Source organism: Sphingomonas oleivorans (genome assembly GCF_003050615.1).
In the GTDB taxonomy this organism is placed as follows: domain Bacteria; phylum Pseudomonadota; class Alphaproteobacteria; order Sphingomonadales; family Sphingomonadaceae; genus Sphingomonas_H; species Sphingomonas_H oleivorans.
On sequence record NZ_NWBU01000005.1, the window covers coordinates 135,600 to 154,422 of the forward strand.

An 18,823-nucleotide genomic window follows, 5' to 3' on the forward strand; every position below is an offset into this window, starting at 1 on the left:
GGATATCGTCGCAAGCGGACATCGCGGGAAGTCGAGTTTCTCCCGGGACGGGCCGCATATCTCGTTGCGGATAGAACCGCGCCCGTTATGTTGCCGCAATGCTGATCGGAAGCATATTTTTGGCGATGTCATCGCTTGGCGATATTCCGGCCGATCGGACATCGGATCTTGCCCTAGTCGCAGCGCTGCTAAAATCTCTCCAAACTGAGACTGAAGCGCAGCAGTGAAAGTATCTTTCCCCCTCGGCCAATGTGGGACCGCCGGGCTCTCGAGGTGGAAGTACATTTTCCGCCTTCAAGGCCTATGCGAAGGCATGCCCGCTGAAGCACCTCTACGTTGCGCTGCCTCGTTCATTCGATACCGGTGATCCGATCGTGGCGGAATGGGCGTGCGGGGCGCTCGAACCTTCTCGCACGGCGAACTTTTGGACCATGAACGGGCGGATCACTCGGATAACATTCGGGACCATGCCGGTCATCGCCGTGCCGCCGGTCAAATGATACCGCTTATATTAGATGTTGTCTCGACCATCGTCGCTCGCGGAGCAGCCGCATCATATTCTACGGCCAAAGAAGGATTCGGCATAAACCGCGTCCCGCGCCTGCCAAATCGGCGTCGCTGCTCCGGCAAGCCATGGTCATTTCCATGAGCTAGCTCAGAGGGGACCGGGGCGCTGGCACGCGTCGCAAAGCCGAGCGGCAATCGCATGGCGCAGAGCTCGATCACGGGTAGAGCCTGGAAGCCCGTGCCCCGGCACCCGGCATTCGAACTGTGAGGACTTTGTCGATGGCTGTCGAACATGCGGATCAATTCTATATCGACGGCCGGTGGCGGGCGTGTACGACCTCGGCCAGCACGCCGGTGGTGGATCCCGCCACCGAGCAGCTCGTCGGCCATATCGCGGCGGGCGGCTCCGATGATGTCGATTTGGCGGTGGCCGCTGCTCGCCGAGCGTTCGCTGCCTTTTCGCAGACTTCGGTCGAGGAACGCGTGGCGTTGCTGGGCCGGATCCTCGAGCTGATCCAGCAGCGCGCAGAGCTGTTCGTCGATGCGCTTGTGACGGAAATGGGAGCCGCGATCGCCTTTGCCCGCGCATCCCATGTGCCGTTCGCGGCAGAGCATGTCCGGGTGTCGATGGATGTCCTGCGCCGTTACCGGTTCCTCACGCTCAACGGCACGACCGCGACGGCCAAGGAAGCGATCGGGGTCTGCGCGCTCATCACGCCCTGGAACTGGCCGCTCTATCAGATCACGGCGAAGGTCGCGCCCGCGATCGCCGCTGGCTGCACGATCGTGCTGAAGCCGAGCGAGCTTTCGCCGTACAGCGCGCTGCTGTTCGCCCAGCTGATGCATGATGCCGGCGTGCCGGCCGGCGTCTTCAACCTGGTCAATGGGACCGGCGAGGCGGTGGGCGCCGCGCTCGCCGCGCACCCGGACGTGGACATGATCTCGATCACAGGGTCGACCCGCGCCGGCGTGCTGGTGGCGCAGGCGGCGGCGCCGACGGTGAAGCGGGTCGTGCAGGAGCTCGGCGGCAAATCGCCCAACCTGTTCCTCGACGATGCCGATTTCGCGCAAGGCGTCGCCAAGGGCGTGCTCGCGGGGTTCCGCAACGTCGGCCAGTCGTGCAGCGCGCCGACCCGGATGCTGGTGCCGGCCACGCGGCTCGCCGAGGTGGAGGCGCTGGCGGCAGAGGCCGCGGCCGGAATCCGTGTCGGCGATCCGCGCCTGGACGAGACGGGCATGGGGCCGATCGCGAACGCCGCGCAGTATGAACGCGTCCAGGCGATGATCGCGGCGGGAATCGACGAGGGGGCGAAGCTGCTCTGCGGCGGGCTCGGCCGGCCGGAGCATCTGGATCGTGGCTTCTTCGTGCGTCCGACGATCTTCTCGGAGGTGGATCCGGGCATGCGGATCGCGCGTGAGGAGATCTTCGGGCCGGTGCTCTCGATCATTCCCTATCGCGACGAGGAGGAGGCGATCGCGATCGCGAACGACACGGTCTATGGTCTCGGGTCGCATCTTCAGTCCGGCGATCCCGAACGCGCGCGACGGTTCGCCGCGCGCATCCGCGCCGGCCAGGTCCACATCAATTATCCGGCCTGGGACGGCGAAGCGCCGTTCGGCGGCTACAAGCGATCGGGCAATGGCCGGGAATATGGCATGTTCGGCCTGGAGGAATATCTGGAGACCAAGGCGATCCTCGGCTATTAGGAAAGCTCCGCGGACGCCGGACCATCGCCCTGCCCCCAAGGTGCCTGCCCCCAAGGCGGCGGTGTCAGCGATTGCCGCAGCATGGCGAGGAACGCCGTCGTCCGCGCGCTCCGCCCGTGGCGCGCGCCGAGCATGGCGACGACGTCGGCGCTTGGCGCTTCCCAGTCGGGCAGGACCCGTCTCAGCCGGCCATCGGCGAGGTCAGTGGCGATGTTCCATTCCGATCGGATGGCGATGCCCTGACCAGCGAGCGCCCATTCGCGGACGACTGCACCATCGTTGCTGGACATTGCGGGGTGGATGCGGACCGTGGCGGGATCGCACGATGGATGGCTGAAGCGCCAGAGCGTCACATCCTCATCATTTTCGCGCACCACCAGGCAGCGATGTTGCGTCAGGTCGCGTGGCGAACGGACCGGCGGGGCCTCGTCCAGATAGCCGGGGCTGGCGCAGAGAATCCGCCGGTTCGGCGCCAGCGTGGTCACAATCTGATTCATCGGGCCGGGCGGTCCGATGTGGATGATGACGTCACAGCTTTCGATCAGCGGCGAACCGGGATGATCGGACAAGTCGAGCGTGACCGTGACGCCGCGATGCAAACGCGCGAAGGCTTCCACCACGGGCGCGACGTGGAGGCGCCCGAAGCCGTGGGGTGCCGCGATCCGGAGATGGCCGCTGACGGCGCTCTTGCGGTCCGCCAACGCTTCGGCGAGCGCTTCGATCGCCTCCGCGACAACCATGCCATGCGATGCGACGAGCGCGCCTTCGTCGGTGAGGCTGAGCTGGCGTCCCGAGCGATCGATGAGGCGGACACCCACGCGAGCCTCGAGCGCGCGCAGACGCTGCGTGACGGCCGGCGGGGTGACGTTCAGCTTTCGTGCGCTCTCCGCCAGCGAGGCCGAGCTGGCCAGCATCGTGAAGAATGCGAGATCATCCGAAGTCAGCATTAAGTCCAGCCTTAATATAGCATGCACTAACCGTTAATTGCAGCCTGCGGTGATCGGACGCAAGAGCAAGCCGGCGATGCACAAGGAGGATCAGGCGGTGGACGCAGCAACGACGATCGATCGAACGTTCGAGAAGGCGGGCAGGACGACGACATTGGGTGAGCTCGAGACGCCCTGCCTGATTCTGGATGCCGAGCGGATGGATCGCAACATCGCCCGGCTGAGGGGGCGGCTCGATCCTTTCGGCGTGTCGCTGCGGCCGCACCTCAAGACGGCCAAATCGGTCGAGGTGGCGCGGCGCGTCATGACCTCGCCGGCAGGGCCCGCGACCGTATCGACGCTCAAGGAGGCGGCGCAGTTCGCGGCGGCGGGTGTGCGGGACATCATCTATGCCGTCGGCATCGCGCCATCGAAGCTCGCGCGCGTCCTCGAACTGCGCGCCGAGGGCGTGGACATCGCCGTCGTGCTCGATACGGTCGAGCAGGCCGAGGCGGTCGCGGCGGCGTCGCGCGCGGCGGGCGTCCGCATTCCCGCGTTGATCGAGGTCGATTGCGATGGCCACCGCTCCGGCGTGCTGCCCACGGACGCGGCCCGTCTCGTCGAGATCGGCCATGCGCTCGCGCGCGACGCGGAACTGCGCGGGGTGATCACCCATGCCGGCGGGAGCTATGCCGCGCGCGGGGCCGAGGCCCTGCGGCAATGCGCGGAGGCCGAGCGGCGCGGCGTCGTCGATGCGGCCGCCATCCTGCGCAACGCCGGGCTGCCCTGTCCGGTGGTGAGCGTCGGCTCCACGCCCACGGCGCACTATGCCACCGACCTGACAGGCGTGACCGAGGTACGCGCGGGCGTGTTCATATTCTTCGATCTCGTAATGGCGGGCGTGGGCGTCTGCCGGATCGAGGACATCGCTATCTCGGTTCTGGCGACCGTGATCGGCCATCAGCACGACAAGGGCTGGATTCTGATCGATGCGGGCTGGATGGCGATGTCACAGGATCGCGGCACCTCGAAGCAGGCGGTGAACCAGGGCTATGGCCTAGTCTGCGATATCGCGGGCAACGCCTATGCGGATCTGATCGTCGCCGATGCGAACCAGGAGCATGGCATCATCATGGTGCGGCCCGGCTCGGGCGCTGTGCTGCCGGATCTCGCGATCGGCGATCGCGTGCGGATCCTTCCGAACCACGCCTGCGCCACCGGCGCGCAGCATCGGCGCTATCATGTGGTCCACGGCACGTCCGACGTCGTCGAAGCCGAGTGGCTGCGGTTCGGAGGCTGGTGATGAGCGGGAGCGACATCGTCGCCAAGATCCTTACGGACCGGGCGCCGGCTCCGGCGGGTCATTATACGCAGGCGACCGTCTCGGGCGGGCATGTCTATATTTCCGGGCAGCTGCCGATCCTGCCGGACGGGCAGCAATTGCCTGACGACGGCTTCGAGGCCCAGGCGACGCAGGCGATCGAAAATATGCTGGCGATCCTGGATGCTGCAGGCAGCACGCCGCGACATCTTCTGAAGGTGACCGCTTACATCGTCGGCGTCGCCAACTGGCCTCGCTTCAATGCGGTCTATGCCGCCATGCTGCCGGATGCGCGCCCTGCCCGTACGGTCGTCCCGGTGCCCGAGCTCCATTATGGCTTTTTGGTCGAGATCGATGCGATCGCGGCCCTTGCAGGTAGCGAACGGACCGCCTGCGACGCGAGCGCCACAGGCAAGGAGACGGGCGAAGCAGGACGCAGCCAACCAAATGGCGGTGCCGGTTCGATCCTTACATCATCTCGGGGCGGAGACGGGCATGGCAAGCCTGGCGAACGATAGTTCGGGCATCGGAGCGGCGCCGGCGCGAGCGCCGGCCGCTGCGACTGCGCGATTGATGAGCATCGACGCGCTACGCGGGCTGATCATGGTCATCATGCTGCTCGACCACGTCCGCGAGACCTGGTTCCTGTACATGCCGGTCACCGATCCGGTGGACGCACGGACGATCATGCCCGCGCTTTTCTTCACCCGGCTTGCCAGCACGTTGTGCGCGCCGCTGTTCGTCGCGCTCACCGGCCTCTCGGCCTTCCTCTATGGCCAGAGGCACAGGCGCGCGGAGACATCCGCCTTCCTGCTGAAGCGGGGGCTGTTCCTGATTTTTCTCGAACTCACATTCGTCAATCTCGCCTGGCGGGCCGAGTTGCCGCCGCAGACCATATTCCTCCAGGTGATCTGGGCGATCGGCATCTGCATGGTGGTACTGGCGGCGCTTATCCATTTGCCGCGCCGGGCGATCCTGGCCCTGGGAGTGGCGATCATTTGCGGGCACAACCTTCTCGACGGGATCGTGCTGCCCCCCGATCATCCATTATACGTGCCCTGGGGCATCATCCACCAGCGCTCGGCGATCGAGCTCTTCGGCGTCACCATCAAGTTCAACTACCCGGTGCTCGCCTGGGTTGGCGTGATCTGCCTCGGCTGGTCGGTGGGGCCGTGGTTTACGGGGCTTGCGCCCGAGGAGCGTCGCCGCCGACTGATGATGCTGGGTGTCGGCATGATCGTGGCGTTCGTGGTGCTGCGCACGCTCAACCTTTATGGCGACAAGCCCTGGTTCGTGGTGCCGGACGACGGGCTGCGGACGCTGATGAGTTTCCTCGCGCTCACCAAATATCCGCCATCGCTGCTGTTCCTGCTGCCGACGCTCGGCATCGGCTCGGTACTGCTCGCCCGGTTCGAGAAGGTGGAGGGAGGGCGCGTCTCGCACTGGCTGGCGGTCCTGGGTGGCGCGCCGATGTTCTTCTACCTCTTCCATCTTTATCTGCTGCGGCTGCTCTATCTTGCCGCGCTGTCGATCTGGGGTCCGAACCATGGCGAGATCTTCGGAGTCGATTCGCTTGCCTGGGTGTGGATTTGGTATCTCGGGCTGATCGTACCGCTCTATTTCCCGACACGCTGGTTCTCGGATCTCAAGAAGCGTCGCAAGGACATCCGATGGCTGAAATATCTATGAGCGCGGGCCGCTTCCGTCGCCTGGGCGAAACGGATCGCCCATCGGTCGAGATCGAGGTGGATGGCGAGCAAGTCGTCGCCCTGGAAGGGGATAGCCTGCTCGTCGCTGTGCTCGCGTCGGGCCGCACGCTGCGGCGCTCCGAATTCGGCGATGGCGACCGGTCGGGCTTCTGCCTGATGGGCGCCTGCCAGGACTGTTGGATGTGGACCGCCGAAGGCGGGCGCGTGCGTGCCTGCACCACGCCGGTCCGCGCCGGCCTTCGCCTCATAACTCAAGCCATGAGCGAGGACCTGTGGCCGATCCCCGCATGATCATCGTCGGTGCCGGGCCTGCGGGCATGCGTGCGGCCGAAGCGCTGGCGGCAGCCGGGATTCGGCCGACCGTCATCGATGAAGGCCAGCTTTCGGGCGGCCAGATCTATCGACGCCAGCCTGTGAACTTCACCCGACGATATGAGGCGCTCTACGGTGCCGACGCCAAGAAGGCGCGCGCGCTCCACAAGGCCTTCAATGCCTTGCAGGGCCGCATCGACTATCGTCCGGAGACGCTGGCCTGGAACCTTCGCGACGATGTGCTGCACATCGTCACCGACGGGGTTGCGGCGGCGCTCCGCTTCGATGCGCTGATCCTGGCGACCGGCGCGACCGACCGGCTGGCGCCGATTGCGGGCTGGACGCTGCCGGGCTGCTACAGCCTGGGAGGCGCCCAGATCGCGCTCAAGGCGCAGGCATGCAGCATCGGTGCACGCCCGCTGTTTCTGGGCACCGGCCCGCTCCTCTACCTCCTGGCCTATCAATATCTGAAAGCCGGCGCGCCGCCGGCCGCAGTGCTCGACACCGCGCCCTTCGCGGCACAGGTCAAGGCGCTGCCCGATCTTGCCGTCCGTCCTGGGTTCCTCGCCCGCGGGCTCATGTTCCGTGCGCGCCTCAGGGCTGCCGGCATCTTGATCGAGAACGGGGTGGAGCCGCTCGCGATCGAAGGCGAAGGCAAGGTGGCGGCCGTGCGCTACCGGACCGCCGGAGGCACCGAGCGGCGTATCGCGTGCGATGCGGTCGGCATGGGGTTCCACCTGCGCTCCGAAACGCAGCTTGCCGACCTGGCCGGCTGTCCCTTCCTCTTCGACGCAGCGACGGGACAATGGCGGCCCGATGCCGATCGGGACGGCCGCACGCCGCGCGCGGGCATCTATGTTGCGGGCGACGGCGCGCGCCTGCTGGGCGCGGATGCGGCCGAGGCGGCCGGCCGGCTTGCCGCGCTGGCGGCCCTCACCGACAGGGGAATGGAGGTCGACATGGCGGAGGTGGCGCGCCTGCGCAGGCGCATGGAAAGGCTCGACCGCTTTCGTCGCGGCCTCGCCACCGCCTTTCCCTGGCCGGCGCGACTGGCCTGCGCCGTGGCGGACGAGGTGATCGTCTGCCGCTGCGAAGCGATCACCGCAGGCAATATCCGCGAGGCGGCGGTCGGCAAGGACGCGCCCGAGCTGAACCGCGCGAAGGCGCTGTCGCGCATCGGCATGGGCCGCTGCCAGGGGCGCTTCTGCAGCTCGGCAGCGGCCGAGATACTCGCCGAAGCGCGCAATGTGCCGCTCGCCGAGGTGGGCCGGCTGCGCGGCCAGGCACCGATCAAGCCGCTGTCGATGGCGACCGTGAAGGGAGAGCGGCCATGATGCAGGCCGATATCATCATCGTGGGCGGCGGCATCATGGGGGCGTCGGCCGCCTTCTTCCTCCGCCGCAGAGGCAAATCGGTCATCCTGCTCGAGCGCGGGCTCGTCGGTCAGCAGGCAAGCGGGGTCAATTTCGGCAACGTCCGTCGCCAGGGGCGCTACCTCCAACAGCTCCCGCTGGCCAACCGTTCGCGCGCAATCTGGGATCGCCTGCCCGAGCTGATCGGCGAGGATTGCGAGTTCGTCGCCTCGGGCCATCTGCGCGTCTGCTATACGCGCGAGCAGGCCGACAAGATGGAGGCCTATTCGCAAGATGCGCGAGACTATGGCCTTGATCTCGAGATGCTCTCGTCGAACGCGCTACGCGCCCGCTTCCCCTATCTCGGGCGCGAGACGATCGCGGGCTGCTACGACCCCAGCGGCGGCCATGCCAACCCGCGGCTCACCGCGCCTGCCATCGGCCGCGCCGCCAGGCGCGCCGGCGCGGACGTGCGCGAGGAGGCGGAGGTGGTCGGCATCGCCAAAGCCGGTGACGATTTCGTCGTCGAAGTGAAAGGACAAGGCGAGCTGCGCGCGCCCATGCTGCTCATCACCGCCGGTGCCTGGGGCGGCAAGCTCTCGGCCCTGTTCGGCGAGCCGGTGCCGCTTGCGGTGCATGGGCCGCAGATGACGGTCACCGAGCCCCTTCCCTACCGCATCGCGCCCACCATCGGCGTTTCCACGCCACATCTCCACGAGACCGTCTATTTCCGCCAGGTCAAGCGCGGCAACATCATCTGCGGCGGCTTTGCGCGGGGGCCGGCTTCGAACGAAACCAATCGCGCGACCGTGCTGCCCGAGGCCATTCTCGGCCAGATGGAACAACTCCGCCGCGTGATGCCGGGGTTCGCCAACGTCAGCACCATTAGAAGCTGGAGCGGAATCGAAAGCTACCTGCCCGATGACGTGCCGATCATGGGACCGAGCGCTACCACCCCTGGTCTATATTATGCCTTTGGCTTCTGCGGCGCCGGTTTCCAGATCGGGCCGGGCGTAGGCGACGTCATGGCCGAGCTTATCGCAACGGGCGCCACCACGACGCCGATCGCGCAATATGGCATCTCACGCTTCGCTTCACTGGCCCCTTGATCGTCCACCGTCATTCCGGAGCATGCGGGGGCGAAAGTGGACTGACTCAAGCTGAGCGTCGGTGTTTTCACACAGCCTCGGTCGGACCCCGCCTATTGCACCGACCCAGTGCCGCGTGGCCATTTTGGGTGGAAAGCGGTCGTTCAAGCCTATGCCAGCAAGCGCGACCCGATGAGCTGCTGCACCATCTTCTTGTCCTGCTCGATGCCGGGTGAGTTATAATGTTCGCGGTCGCGGCTTACCCAGCCTTCGATCACACGCACGCCGTGCGGCGAACCGTCGAGCCGAAGTCCGTAGATGCACGCGCCGGTCCGACTTCGGTGGAAATAGAGCCAGCCATTCTCAAAGAATATGAACCACTTATCGTCCATATCCTGTGGGATATGCCCCTTCCTCATCCTCTCGCCTTCAGCGTCCAAGAATAGCAGCGGAAGTTCGAATCTCTCCCGTTCATATGGGCAGGGGAGCGTCTTCCAAGAGTTTCGGTCTGCTGGTGCTATCACTGCCCGCCTGCGCAATCATAGGGTCCGTAGGGGAATTCTGGCTGCCAAGGCGAACGGCCGCAATGGGTGGAAATCAGACGCGAAATTGCCGCCCTAGAGGCGTCTCACCGTCGGGACGAAGCGCAATCGGCCACAGGACGCCATTGCAACATGATTGACCTTTTGCTCGACTAGCGCGTCCTCCAACCCAATCATTCGATCCAGAAGGGCGCCATGCTCGATCGCAGACATTTCACGCTCGGCCTGACCTCCGCCGCCTTTGCCGGCCTTGCGCTGAACGCATGCGCCCCGGCCCGATTGGGCGGCGCGCGGTCGCGCATGCGCGCCTATGGCGCGCTCGAGCCCGATCCGGCGGGGCTTCTCGATCTGCCGCGCGGCTTCAGCTACCGCGTGATTTCCAGGCTTGGCGACCGGATGGACGACGGGTTCGCGGTGCCCGATCATGCCGACGGCATGGGCTGTTTCGCGCTCGACGGCCGCCGCGTGGCGCTGGTGCGCAATCATGAGCTGGCGGCGCGCCATATCGCTACGGGCCCGATCCGCCCGGCGGGGCCCGAGAGGCCCGAGACGCTCGCCGCCTATGATCATGTCGCTTCGGGCGACATACTGCCCGGCGGCACCACGACGCTCATCTATGATCTGGCCGCCGGGCGCGTCGAGGCGCAATATCTGAGCCTGGTCGGAACGATCCGCAACTGCGCGGGCGGCACGACGCCCTGGGGAAGCTGGCTGAGCTGCGAAGAGGATGTCAGCCGCGCGGGCGCCGCCGTGCGCCGCGATCATGGCTGGATATTCGAGGTTCCAGTAAACCGGCGCGGGCTGGCCGATCCCCTGCCCCTGAAGGCGATGGGCCGGTTCAACCATGAGGCCGCGGCCGTCGATCCGCGCACCGGCATCGTCTATCTGACCGAGGATCGCGACGACAGCCTGCTCTATCGCTTCCTGCCCGACGCGAAGGGCCGGCTTGCGCGCGGCGGGCGGCTCCAGGCGCTCGCGATGCGCGACGTCCGCCATGGCCGCGACAGCCGCAACTGGGCAGGCGACGCCATGCCCGTCGGTGGCTGGCAGGCGGTCCGCTGGGTCGATCTCGACGGCACCGACAGCCCCGATGACGATCTGCGCCTGCGCGGCCATGCCAAAGGCGCGATGCGCTTCGCGCGCGGCGAAGGCATTCATTATGGCGATGGCGCGCTCTATTTCTGCTGCACGTCGGGCGGCGCGGCGAAGCTCGGCCAGATCATGCGCTACCGCCCTTCGCGTTTCGAGGGGCAGCCGGCCGAGCGCGACGCGCCCGGCGCGCTCCAGCTCTTCGTCGAATCGACCGACCCGAAGATGTTCAACTTCGGCGACAATCTGACGGTCGCGCCCAACGGCCATCTCATCGTGTGCGAGGATCAATATACCGACACCGTCGAGAACCATCTGCGCGGCGTGACGCCCGATGGCAGGCTCTACACGCTGGGGCGGTTGAACCTGCAGACCGAGCTTGCCGGAGCCTGCTTCTCGCCCGATGGCTCGACGCTGTTCGTCAACATCTACGCTCCGGCCAAGACGCTCGCGATCACCGGCCCCTGGGCCGCCTTCGCCGCCTGATCGGAAGGACAGCGGACGTTCCGCTTGAACTCCCGCTCCCCGGAGGCCGGCGCATATTGACCCATGTTCGTTTGCATGTTTCTGGAAATTGAGCGGATTGGAAGGGTCAGGACCCCGTCTTGAAGATAATGTGTCTCAATGGCTGGGGCGGCAAGCTGCACGACCCGTTGATTCCCTATGTTCAAACGGCCTCGCCCGACATCCTCTGTCTTCAGGAGGTGGTGCATAGCCCTGCGACAGGCAAGGATTGGCTGACCTATCGGGATGGCGATCATATGCTGCCTCAGCGGGCGAATTTCTTTCGCGACGTCGCGGAAGCGCTTCCGGAGCATGTGGCCCTATTCTGTCCCGCGGCCCAGGGCGTTCTGTGGGACGAAAATGAGTCGGTGCCGTCCCAGTGGGGCCTTGCGACCTTCGTCCGAAAATCGCTTCCGATCATCGCACAAGCCCAGGGTTTCGTTCACAAATCCTTTTCGCCATACGGATATGGGGATCATCCCAGGTCGCGCAGCGCGCATGCGATCCGGGTCTATGACTATGCGCGGGATCGATCCGTCAGCATCGCGCATATGCATGGATTGCGCGACCTGAACGGAAAGATGGATACATCCGAACGACTGGCCCAGGCGCGGCGTCTGGCGGAGCTGGCGACCAGCGTCGCCACACCGGAAGACCCGCTGGTGGTGTGCGGCGACTTCAATGTCGAGCCTGACAGCGAAACATTCACGATATTTGCCGCTATCGGGCTGACGGATCTGGTGACGACGCGCGGCTTCGAAGGCACCCGCACCTCTCATTACCGGAAGCCGGGAAGATTTGCCGACTATATGCTCGTCAACGATGCCGTGGAGGTCCTGGGGTTCACGGTCGTGGCCGAACCCGAAGTGTCGGATCACTGCCCGCTGATTCTGGAAATCTGACCGAAGCGAAGGTCGGGGTCCGGCAAACTCGACCGGCATGTCGATCGGCCCTAGTCCGACTTGCCCAGTGGTTTAATCCCCGCCCGCCGTTGGACCATGATGCAGCGCACGGCCAAGGACATTGGGACAAAAGCGCTCCCAATAATCCCGGCTATAGCTGAGATGGAGGTGCCACACCTGATCGACGGCATCCGACGGCGTCATTTCGCCATCCCCGGTGACGGACAGGAAGCAGAAGCGGCGATATTCCTCGATCACGCGTGCGGCGTGCGCGTCGGTCCAGCCATTCTCGCGAGCAAGGCGTTTCGCGAAGGGCAGGCCGACATTTGCGGGGCCGATAGTATAGCGGGAAAGCAAGAGCCAGACCGGATGGTCGCGATAGCCGGCAGGTTGACCGAACGTCACTTGCATCTGAAATTCTATTACCACGATAGATAATCGGGGTGCAACGGGCTGCCATGCGCAGAGATCCCATGGAGGTCGACCTAGGCGGGGCGCCTGGCCGAGGATGGAACTACGCGCCACGGCGGAGCATCATATCCGTGACGCCTCTACGGCGTACAATGGCTTTCCATGTGCGCCGATGTGGCGTACAAGACACGCAAGGGAGACAGGAGGTAGCCATGCCGGCGTACCATGATGATATCAGCGCGATCGATGAGCGCAGTTCGGAACGCATGTCGTTTCGAACCAAGCCGCGCATCAAGGAAACCATCCAGAAGGCAGCTGCGCTTTCCGGAGTGGACGATTCTGCGTTCACGATGAATGCGGCGTATAAGGCGGCCATGGAGACGATTGCGGCGCACGAGCACACCATGCTCCAGCCGATCGATCATAAGGCCTTCTTCGCCGCGCTCGATCGCCCGGCCGCGCCGACGAACAAGCTTCGTGCCGCCTTTGCCCGCCATAGAGAGACGATCGACAGCAAGTGACAGGCAATCAGGCGGGTGTGAAATACATCATCGAGCCGCTCGATCCATCCAAGCATGATCGGGCGGCTTTTTCGTGCGGCATCGAACAGGTCGATAATTATTTCAAGAAGACCGCGAACAAGCTGGCTCAAGCCGGGAACGTTCGGGTCCACGTCATGACCGATCCGGACGGAGCGCTTATCGGCTTCTATGCGATCAACGCGCACGCGATCCATTATTCCGATCTGCCCGGGAAATTCGGCCGCGATCGGCCTGGCCATGGACATATTCCGGCAGCCTATATCTCCATGATCGGCGTCGACTCCCGCTATCAGGGACGGGGCTTCGGCGGCGACCTGCTGGCCGATTGCCTGCGCCGTCTCGCCGGAGCTGCTGAAGCGGTCGGCATGCGAGTGATCCTTTTGGACATCCTCGACTGCGGCGATGCCAAGCGCGTGGAGCGGCGCAGGAAGCTATATGCCGACTATGGCTTTACCGCGTTCCAGTCGAACGCGCTGCGCATGTATCTCCCCATGGCGGACGTCGAGGCGCTGATCGCCGAAGGCGGCTAGAGTTCCGCGGTGAGGAACTGCGCGCGACCATGACCGAAGCTCCAGTCAGCATCATCATTCTCGATGCAGGAGATCATGATGTCCTCTGGAGCGATCCCAGACCGTTCGCCGAGATAATCGACGACCAGCGAATAGAAGAGCTGCTTCATCGCGCGGGAGCGTGGCCGCGTCGTCATGTGGATCAGCACCCGCTTGTCGGAGCGCTCGAAGCCAAGTCCCGTATCTTCAAGGATGAGGCGCGAAGGCTCATGCTCGGTCAACACTTGATAGCGGTCGCGCACAGGAACCTGGAAAGCCTCTACCATGGCATCGTGAATGGCTTGCAGCATCGTCCGAAGCTCCGCCTCGGAGCGGCCCTTGACGACGTCGATGCGAAGAAGCGGCATTTTCAGAAATCCCTGATCTGTGAAGTTGCGATGCGGAGTTCGCGCATGAGGCTGTCGATCAGCTTCGCTGCGGGCATGGCGCGGGACAGCGGCGCGCCCTGCCCCGCCCATTGCGCGCCATAGCCATGCTCGCCGGCCGCCTTGGCCGCAGCATGCAGCGCCTTTCCCGCGTCATAGGCGATCGGATAATCAGGCGGCAGCAGATCGGCGGCTTCGGCATCGAGCGCGGTGAAGCGGTTCGCAAGCGCGCGTGCGGGCCGGCCCGAGATGAGGGTCGTAAGCCGGGTATGATAGGCACCGGCCCCGGCAAGCGCCTTGCGATAGCCTTCATCCGCGCTGGATTCGGGGCAGGATATGAAGGCGGTCCCGAGTTGGGCGGCAATCGCGCCGAGCCCAAGCGCCGCGTGGATCCCGGCGCCATCCATGATGCCCCCCGCGGCGATCACCGGCAGAGGACTTTGCCGCACCAGCAATCGCGTCAAGGCGAAGGTGCCGAGCGCGTCATCGGGCGCGGCCGGATCGAAGACGCCGCGATGCCCGCCCGCCTCGATGCCCTGCGCCACGACCATGTCGATCCCCGCTTCCTCGATCCGACGCGCCTCCTCGGGGCTCGTGGCCGTGGCGAGCAGCGTTGCGCCCGCATCCTTCAACGCGGCGATCGCATCAGCCGCGGGCAAGCCGAAATGGAAGCTGACGACGGGAGGCTTGGTTTCGATCAGCATCGCCAGCATGTCGGCATCGTCGGCGAAGCTCCTGTAGATCGTTCGCAGCGCCGTGGGCGGCGTGGCGCCGAACTCCGCGAAGCGTGGCGCAAGCCACTCCAGCCACGCCGCCTCGCGCTTCGGATTGGCCTTGGCGGCGCCGTGGACGAACAGATTGACGTTGAACGCGCGATCGGTGCGTGCGCGCACTTCCTCGATCATCGCCCGGGCGCCTGCGGCATCGGTCGCGCCGACGCCGATGGAGCCCAGTCCGCCGGCATTCGATACGGCCGCGGCCAGCGTCGGCGTCGAAACGCCTGCCATGGGAGCCTGCACGATCGGAAGCGATATGCCCAGCCTGTCCAGCATCATCGCTTCTCCTCAGGCAGCCAGCAGTTCGTCGGTCGGGCCGAAGAGCTCATAATGGATGCGGCTGGGCCGCACTCCGGCCTCGGCCAGGCCCGTCACAAAGGCACGCAGGAACGGGCGGGGACCGCAGAGGTAGAAATCGGCGTCGGCCAGCGGCGTGTTGGCGCGCAGCCATTCGAGCGTGACGAAGCCTGCGAGCGCGTCGCCATCGGCCGCCTGCTCGTAGAAGGTCGTGACCGAGGCCGCGCCATGACGTCGGGCGAGCCCGCGGACATGCGTATCGAGCGCGTGGGTGGATCGGTTGGTGGTCCCGTGCACATACCAGGTCGGAACGGCTTGATGCCGCTCCGCGATGACCTCCATCATGCTCACCATGGGCGTCAGGCCAACGCCCCCCGAAAGCAGAATGATCGGCCGCTCCGGCGCATCCGAGAGGAAGAAATCGCCGGCGGGAGGCGTGCATTCGACGATGGTGCCGACGGCCGCTTCGTCGTGGAGGAAGCGCGAGGCCTCGCCCGCCGGCTCGCGTTTGACGGTGATGCGGTAATGATCGCCATTGGGCGCGCTGGAGATCGAATAGTTGCGCTTGAGGCCCGGGCGCCCGGCGGCATCGAAGCGGAAGGTCAGATATTGGCCCGCCTTGTGGCGCAGCACGGGCCCGCCATCCTCCGGGCGAAGGATGAAGGAGGTGATCGTCTCGCTTTCGCGCCGCCGTTCCGCGATGACGAAGCGGCGCCAGCCGGTCCAGCCGCCCTGACGGGCGAGGATATCCTCACGGATCGCGGCTTCGCGCCCCATCAATATTTCGGCGAGGAACCAATAGGCCTCGCCCCAGGCCGCGAGAATCTCGGCTGTCGCCGCTTCGCCGAGCACCTCCTCGATCGCGCCGAGCAGGGCGGTAGCGACATGGGGATAATGTTCGGGCAGGATGGCATAGCCGATATGTTTCTGCGCGATCCGTTCCACGGCGGGGCCGAGCGCGCCAAGATTGTCGATGTTGCGCGCATAGGCGAGCACCGCCGCCGCCAGCGCGTTCACCTGGGCGCCGCTGTCCTGATTGGCCTGGTTGAACAGCGCGCGGATCGCCGCATCCTCGAACAGGCGCCGGTACATGGCCGATGTTATCGCCGTCCCATGTTCGACGAGCGCGGGCACGGTCGCCTTCACGATCGCAATGGCTTCAGGGGACAGGGGCTTCGGCATGATCGGGCTCCGATAAAGATGTATTCTGGATACCTCTATTCTCCCGGCGCTATACATGCAAGTGTAATGCATCTATTATCCCGGCGATGAAGCTGACGCGCTACACGGACTATGCGTTGCGGGTGCTCATCCATCTGGGCGCGCATGAGGGGGAGATCGCCTCGATCGGCCAGATCGCCCGCCTTTACGGCATCTCGCAGAACCATCTGATGAAGGTGGTTCAGGACCTTGGCCGGACCGGCTTTGTCGAGACGGTGCGCGGACGCAATGGCGGGCTGAGGCTCGGGCGTCCGGCTGCGGAAATCAATCTTGGCCAGCTCGTCCGCCATACCGAGGGGGGCTTCGATCTGGTCGATTGCGACGATTGCCTGATCGCCCCCGCATGCAGCCTGCCGAAGCTGCTGGCCGAGGCGACGCGGGCCTTCCTGGCGGTTCTGGACAAATATAGCCTCGCCGATCTCGTCGCGCGGCCGGCTGACCTGCGCGCGCTGTTCGACAGCGCCCCCCTGCCCGCCGGCGCTGCCCTCGCCTGAGCGCATTGGTCTTTCGCTGTTCACATCGACGATGATCCGGCCGGCCGATCCGCTACGCCCGCACGCTCGCCGGCCTGCGCATCGTCGCCTTCGCATGCATCATGCTCAAGCAGGTCGTTAATGCCCAGATGGGGGCACGCGCGCGCGAGCTTGCCGATGCGCGCGTGCCGCGAAGACGATGGCGACCTTGCCGCTTATGGAACGAGCAGCAGCTTGCCGCTGGTCTTGCGGCTTTCCATGTCGGCATGGGCCTTGGCCGCGTCCGCCAGCGGATATTCCCCGCCGATCCTGATCTTCAGCTTTCCGTCCGCGATCCAGTCGAACAGCTGCGCCGAGCGCGCGCGGAGCAGTTCGGGCCTATGGATGTGATCGAAGAAGGTCGCATAGCCGATCTTGATGCTCTTCGGCAGGCTCATGATGTCGAGCGGCCCAGGGCCGCCGAGGACGGGGCCGTACCAGCAGAAGGTGCCCGACCGGCGCAGCACGTCGAGCGACCCCTGGAAGGTCTTCGGCCCGGACCCGTCATAGACGATGTGCACGCCTTCGCCGTTCGTCAGGCGGAGCGCTTCCTCGGCGAACCGGCCCTCCGTATCCACGATGACATGATCGGCACCGGCCTCCTTGGCGGCCGCCACCTTGTCGGCCGAAGAGACGCGACCGATGACATGCCCGCCCCTCAGCTTGACGATCTGCGTCAGGAGCAGACCGACGCCGCCCGCCGCCGCATGGATGAAGGCGACGTCGCCGGGTTGCACCGGGTAAAAGTCGGTCGCGAAGTGGCTGGCGGTGAGGCCCTGCATCATTACGGACGCGGCGGCGCGGTCGTCGATCGCGTCGGGAACCGGCACCAGAGCGTCGGCGGCAATTGCGATCCGCTCCGCATAGCTTCCGGGCGCATAGACCCAGGCCACCCGCTGGCCGGGCTCGATGCCCTCGACGCCCTCGCCCACCGCCAGGACCCGACCGACGCCTTCCACGCCGAGGATCTTGGGATTGGGCATCTCCGTCCAGGCCATGCCCTGCCGCACGCCGATGTCCATGAAATTGACGCCCGCGAAGCCGATCTCGACCAGCGCCTGGCCGGGCCCTGCCACGGGGTTTGGGCGCTCGACATGCTCCAGCATCTCGCGGCCGCCAATGCCGTTCATCACAACAGCTTTCATCATCTTGCTCCAAATTTGAATGAACGTTCCATAACAAGTCAAAAAAAGGGGGGCAGCTATCGCAATGCCCTGAGCGCCAGCTCGGCAAGGCTGGTCAAAGTCGCGCGGTCGGCACCACCGCGCCCGGCGATGCGGATGCCGGCGATAGCGGCGATCAGAAAATCGGCCATCGCTCCGGCTTCGATCCCGGCGGCGACATCGCCTTCCTGCTGCGCATCCCGGACGCGCTCGGCGATCGCCTCGCGCATTGCCCTGGCAAGAGATGCGTTGATGTCCGTGAGATCGGGCCGGGACGTGCCGAACTCGCAGATCGAGCCCATGCCGAGGCAGGGCTGGTCCGCCGTGTCGACCACCCTGCGCAACATCGCCTCGATCCCGTTTATGGCCCGGGCCCCACTGCGAAGCGCCTCGAAATGCGCGGCACATTCGCCCATTCCGTAGCGACGCATCGCCGAGCGGTAGAGCTGCCACTTGTCGCCGAAAGTGTCGTACAGGCTCTGGCGTCCGATCCCCATGGCGTCGACGAGCATCGCGGCTGAGCTGCCCTCGAACCCATGTTCGCGAAAGACGCCGATCGCGGCATCGAGCGCCGCGTTCGCATCGAATTCCCTTGGTCTTGCCATGGACGCCATCTATTCATTATGGAATGAACATTCAAGAGGCGCGTTGAAGCTCGCGCTATTTTTCGGAGGCGCGGGCGTGCTCGGGTCAGGCGATCTGTTCGAGCGCGTGGATTTCGATATGGGCGATCGATCCTGCGGGCAGCTGGGCGTTGAAGGACCGGATCGCCGCGCCGGACATGTGCCTTTCCCAGGCGTTTCGCGATGCCCAGTCCTCGACGAAGACGTAGACGCCCCGCTGCGTCGGATTGCGGTACAGATGATAAGAGAGGCAGCCCTCCTCGTTCCGCGTCGCGGTGGAGAGAAGGCCAGCCTGTTCCTCGAACACGGCTTCCCGTCCGGGCGTTATGACGACGCGCGCGACGACCTTGATGCTGTCAACCATTTTTCGAATCCTTTGATGAAG

21 protein-coding genes are annotated in these 18,823 nt (G+C 65.4%); 12 read left to right on the forward strand and 9 right to left on the reverse strand.

Annotated elements, in window-relative coordinates:
* Positions 1-786: 786 nt before the first annotated feature.
* Entirely contained in the window at positions 787-2,214 is a 1,428-nt protein-coding gene (locus CLG96_RS06100) for an aldehyde dehydrogenase family protein (RefSeq protein ID WP_107966991.1), read from the forward strand.
* Here CLG96_RS06100 and CLG96_RS06105 read toward each other — a convergent pair.
* Positions 2,211-3,161 (reverse strand): LysR family transcriptional regulator, encoded by a 951-nt coding sequence (locus CLG96_RS06105; protein WP_107966992.1) that lies wholly within the window; start codon positions 3,159-3,161, stop codon positions 2,211-2,213. The genes CLG96_RS06100 and CLG96_RS06105 overlap by 4 nt on opposite strands.
* A 199-nt stretch (positions 3,162-3,360) precedes the next feature.
* Here CLG96_RS06105 and CLG96_RS06110 point away from each other — a divergent pair, with 199 nt between their 5' ends.
* The 6 genes from CLG96_RS06110 to CLG96_RS06135 are packed head-to-tail and all read left to right on the forward strand — an operon-like array spanning position 3,361 to position 8,943.
* The gene (locus CLG96_RS06110; RefSeq protein ID WP_207796628.1) at positions 3,361-4,443 is read left to right on the forward strand and encodes an alanine racemase; all 1,083 of its coding nucleotides are present in this window, start codon (positions 3,361-3,363) and stop codon (positions 4,441-4,443) included.
* Positions 4,443-4,979 (forward strand): RidA family protein, encoded by a 537-nt coding sequence (locus CLG96_RS06115; protein WP_107966993.1) that lies wholly within the window; start codon positions 4,443-4,445, stop codon positions 4,977-4,979. Before CLG96_RS06110 ends, CLG96_RS06115 begins: the two co-directional genes overlap by 1 nt.
* Positions 4,957-6,150: an acetyltransferase domain-containing protein gene (locus CLG96_RS06120; protein ID WP_107966994.1), complete on the forward strand. Its 1,194-nt coding sequence runs from the start codon at positions 4,957-4,959 to the stop codon at positions 6,148-6,150. The genes CLG96_RS06115 and CLG96_RS06120 overlap by 23 nt, the downstream gene beginning before the upstream one ends.
* Positions 6,147-6,461, forward strand: coding sequence for a (2Fe-2S)-binding protein (locus CLG96_RS06125; protein WP_107966995.1), 315 nt, complete (start codon positions 6,147-6,149; stop codon positions 6,459-6,461). Before CLG96_RS06120 ends, CLG96_RS06125 begins: the two co-directional genes overlap by 4 nt.
* Positions 6,443-7,816 (forward strand): FAD/NAD(P)-dependent oxidoreductase, encoded by a 1,374-nt coding sequence (locus CLG96_RS06130; RefSeq protein ID WP_107966996.1) that lies wholly within the window; start codon positions 6,443-6,445, stop codon positions 7,814-7,816. Before CLG96_RS06125 ends, CLG96_RS06130 begins: the two co-directional genes overlap by 19 nt.
* A complete protein-coding gene (locus CLG96_RS06135; protein ID WP_107966997.1) occupies positions 7,813-8,943 on the forward strand; it encodes an NAD(P)/FAD-dependent oxidoreductase in 1,131 nt (376 codons plus the stop codon). The genes CLG96_RS06130 and CLG96_RS06135 overlap by 4 nt, the downstream gene beginning before the upstream one ends.
* Positions 8,944-9,092: 149 nt before the next feature.
* Here CLG96_RS06135 and CLG96_RS19145 read toward each other — a convergent pair whose 3' ends face one another.
* Positions 9,093-9,314: a hypothetical protein gene (locus CLG96_RS19145; RefSeq protein WP_243395651.1), complete on the reverse strand. Its 222-nt coding sequence runs from the start codon at positions 9,312-9,314 to the stop codon at positions 9,093-9,095.
* Between the two features lie 345 nt (positions 9,315-9,659).
* On the opposite strand from CLG96_RS19145, the gene CLG96_RS06145 reads away from it, so the two are divergent.
* Together CLG96_RS06145 and CLG96_RS06150 are read left to right on the forward strand one after the other, a co-directional pair.
* A complete protein-coding gene (locus CLG96_RS06145; protein WP_107966998.1) occupies positions 9,660-11,039 on the forward strand; it encodes an alkaline phosphatase PhoX in 1,380 nt (459 codons plus the stop codon).
* A gap of 128 nt (positions 11,040-11,167) precedes the next feature.
* Positions 11,168-11,959 (forward strand): endonuclease/exonuclease/phosphatase family protein, encoded by a 792-nt coding sequence (locus tag CLG96_RS06150; protein WP_243395676.1) that lies wholly within the window; start codon positions 11,168-11,170, stop codon positions 11,957-11,959.
* 72 nt (positions 11,960-12,031) lie between these two features.
* Here CLG96_RS06150 and CLG96_RS06155 read toward each other — a convergent pair whose 3' ends face one another.
* The gene (locus CLG96_RS06155; RefSeq protein WP_207796605.1) at positions 12,032-12,370 is read right to left on the reverse strand and encodes a glycine-rich domain-containing protein; all 339 of its coding nucleotides are present in this window, start codon (positions 12,368-12,370) and stop codon (positions 12,032-12,034) included.
* 152 nt (positions 12,371-12,522) lie between these two features.
* Here CLG96_RS06155 and CLG96_RS06160 point away from each other — a divergent pair, with 152 nt between their 5' ends.
* The gene (locus CLG96_RS06160) at positions 12,523-12,891 is read left to right on the forward strand and encodes a type II toxin-antitoxin system TacA family antitoxin (protein WP_243395652.1); all 369 of its coding nucleotides are present in this window, start codon (positions 12,523-12,525) and stop codon (positions 12,889-12,891) included.
* The gene (locus CLG96_RS06165; protein ID WP_107967001.1) at positions 12,888-13,442 is read left to right on the forward strand and encodes an N-acetyltransferase; all 555 of its coding nucleotides are present in this window, start codon (positions 12,888-12,890) and stop codon (positions 13,440-13,442) included. The genes CLG96_RS06160 and CLG96_RS06165 overlap by 4 nt, the downstream gene beginning before the upstream one ends.
* On the opposite strand, the gene CLG96_RS06170 is transcribed toward CLG96_RS06165, so the two are convergent.
* Genes CLG96_RS06170 through hmpA form a run of 3 tightly spaced genes read right to left on the reverse strand, consistent with a single transcriptional unit; the run spans position 13,439 to position 16,101 of the window.
* Positions 13,439-13,939, reverse strand: a complete 501-nt coding sequence (locus CLG96_RS06170; RefSeq protein ID WP_341476939.1) for a tautomerase family protein — start codon at positions 13,937-13,939, stop codon at positions 13,439-13,441. The two genes, CLG96_RS06165 and CLG96_RS06170, sit on opposite strands and share 4 nt — an antisense overlap.
* Entirely contained in the window at positions 13,831-14,901 is a 1,071-nt protein-coding gene (locus CLG96_RS06175) for an NAD(P)H-dependent flavin oxidoreductase (RefSeq protein WP_207796607.1), read from the reverse strand. The genes CLG96_RS06170 and CLG96_RS06175 overlap by 109 nt, the downstream gene beginning before the upstream one ends.
* A 9-nt stretch (positions 14,902-14,910) precedes the next feature.
* A complete protein-coding gene (gene hmpA, locus CLG96_RS06180) occupies positions 14,911-16,101 on the reverse strand; it encodes an NO-inducible flavohemoprotein (protein WP_107967004.1) in 1,191 nt (396 codons plus the stop codon).
* 86 nt (positions 16,102-16,187) lie between these two features.
* On the opposite strand from hmpA, the gene CLG96_RS06185 reads away from it, so the two are divergent.
* On the forward strand, positions 16,188-16,634 hold the full coding sequence (locus CLG96_RS06185) for an Rrf2 family transcriptional regulator (protein ID WP_107967005.1): 447 nt from the start codon (positions 16,188-16,190) through the stop codon (positions 16,632-16,634).
* A gap of 194 nt (positions 16,635-16,828) precedes the next feature.
* Here the strand turns inward: CLG96_RS06185 and CLG96_RS06190 are convergent, their stop codons facing one another.
* From CLG96_RS06190 to CLG96_RS06200, 3 genes are all read right to left on the reverse strand, one after another.
* On the reverse strand, positions 16,829-17,797 hold the full coding sequence (locus tag CLG96_RS06190) for a quinone oxidoreductase family protein (protein ID WP_107967264.1): 969 nt from the start codon (positions 17,795-17,797) through the stop codon (positions 16,829-16,831).
* A gap of 56 nt (positions 17,798-17,853) precedes the next feature.
* Positions 17,854-18,420, reverse strand: a complete 567-nt coding sequence (locus CLG96_RS06195; protein WP_107967006.1) for a TetR/AcrR family transcriptional regulator — start codon at positions 18,418-18,420, stop codon at positions 17,854-17,856.
* An 85-nt stretch (positions 18,421-18,505) separates the two neighbouring features.
* Positions 18,506-18,802: a putative quinol monooxygenase gene (locus tag CLG96_RS06200; RefSeq protein ID WP_107967007.1), complete on the reverse strand. Its 297-nt coding sequence runs from the start codon at positions 18,800-18,802 to the stop codon at positions 18,506-18,508.
* Positions 18,803-18,823: the final 21 nt, after the last annotated feature.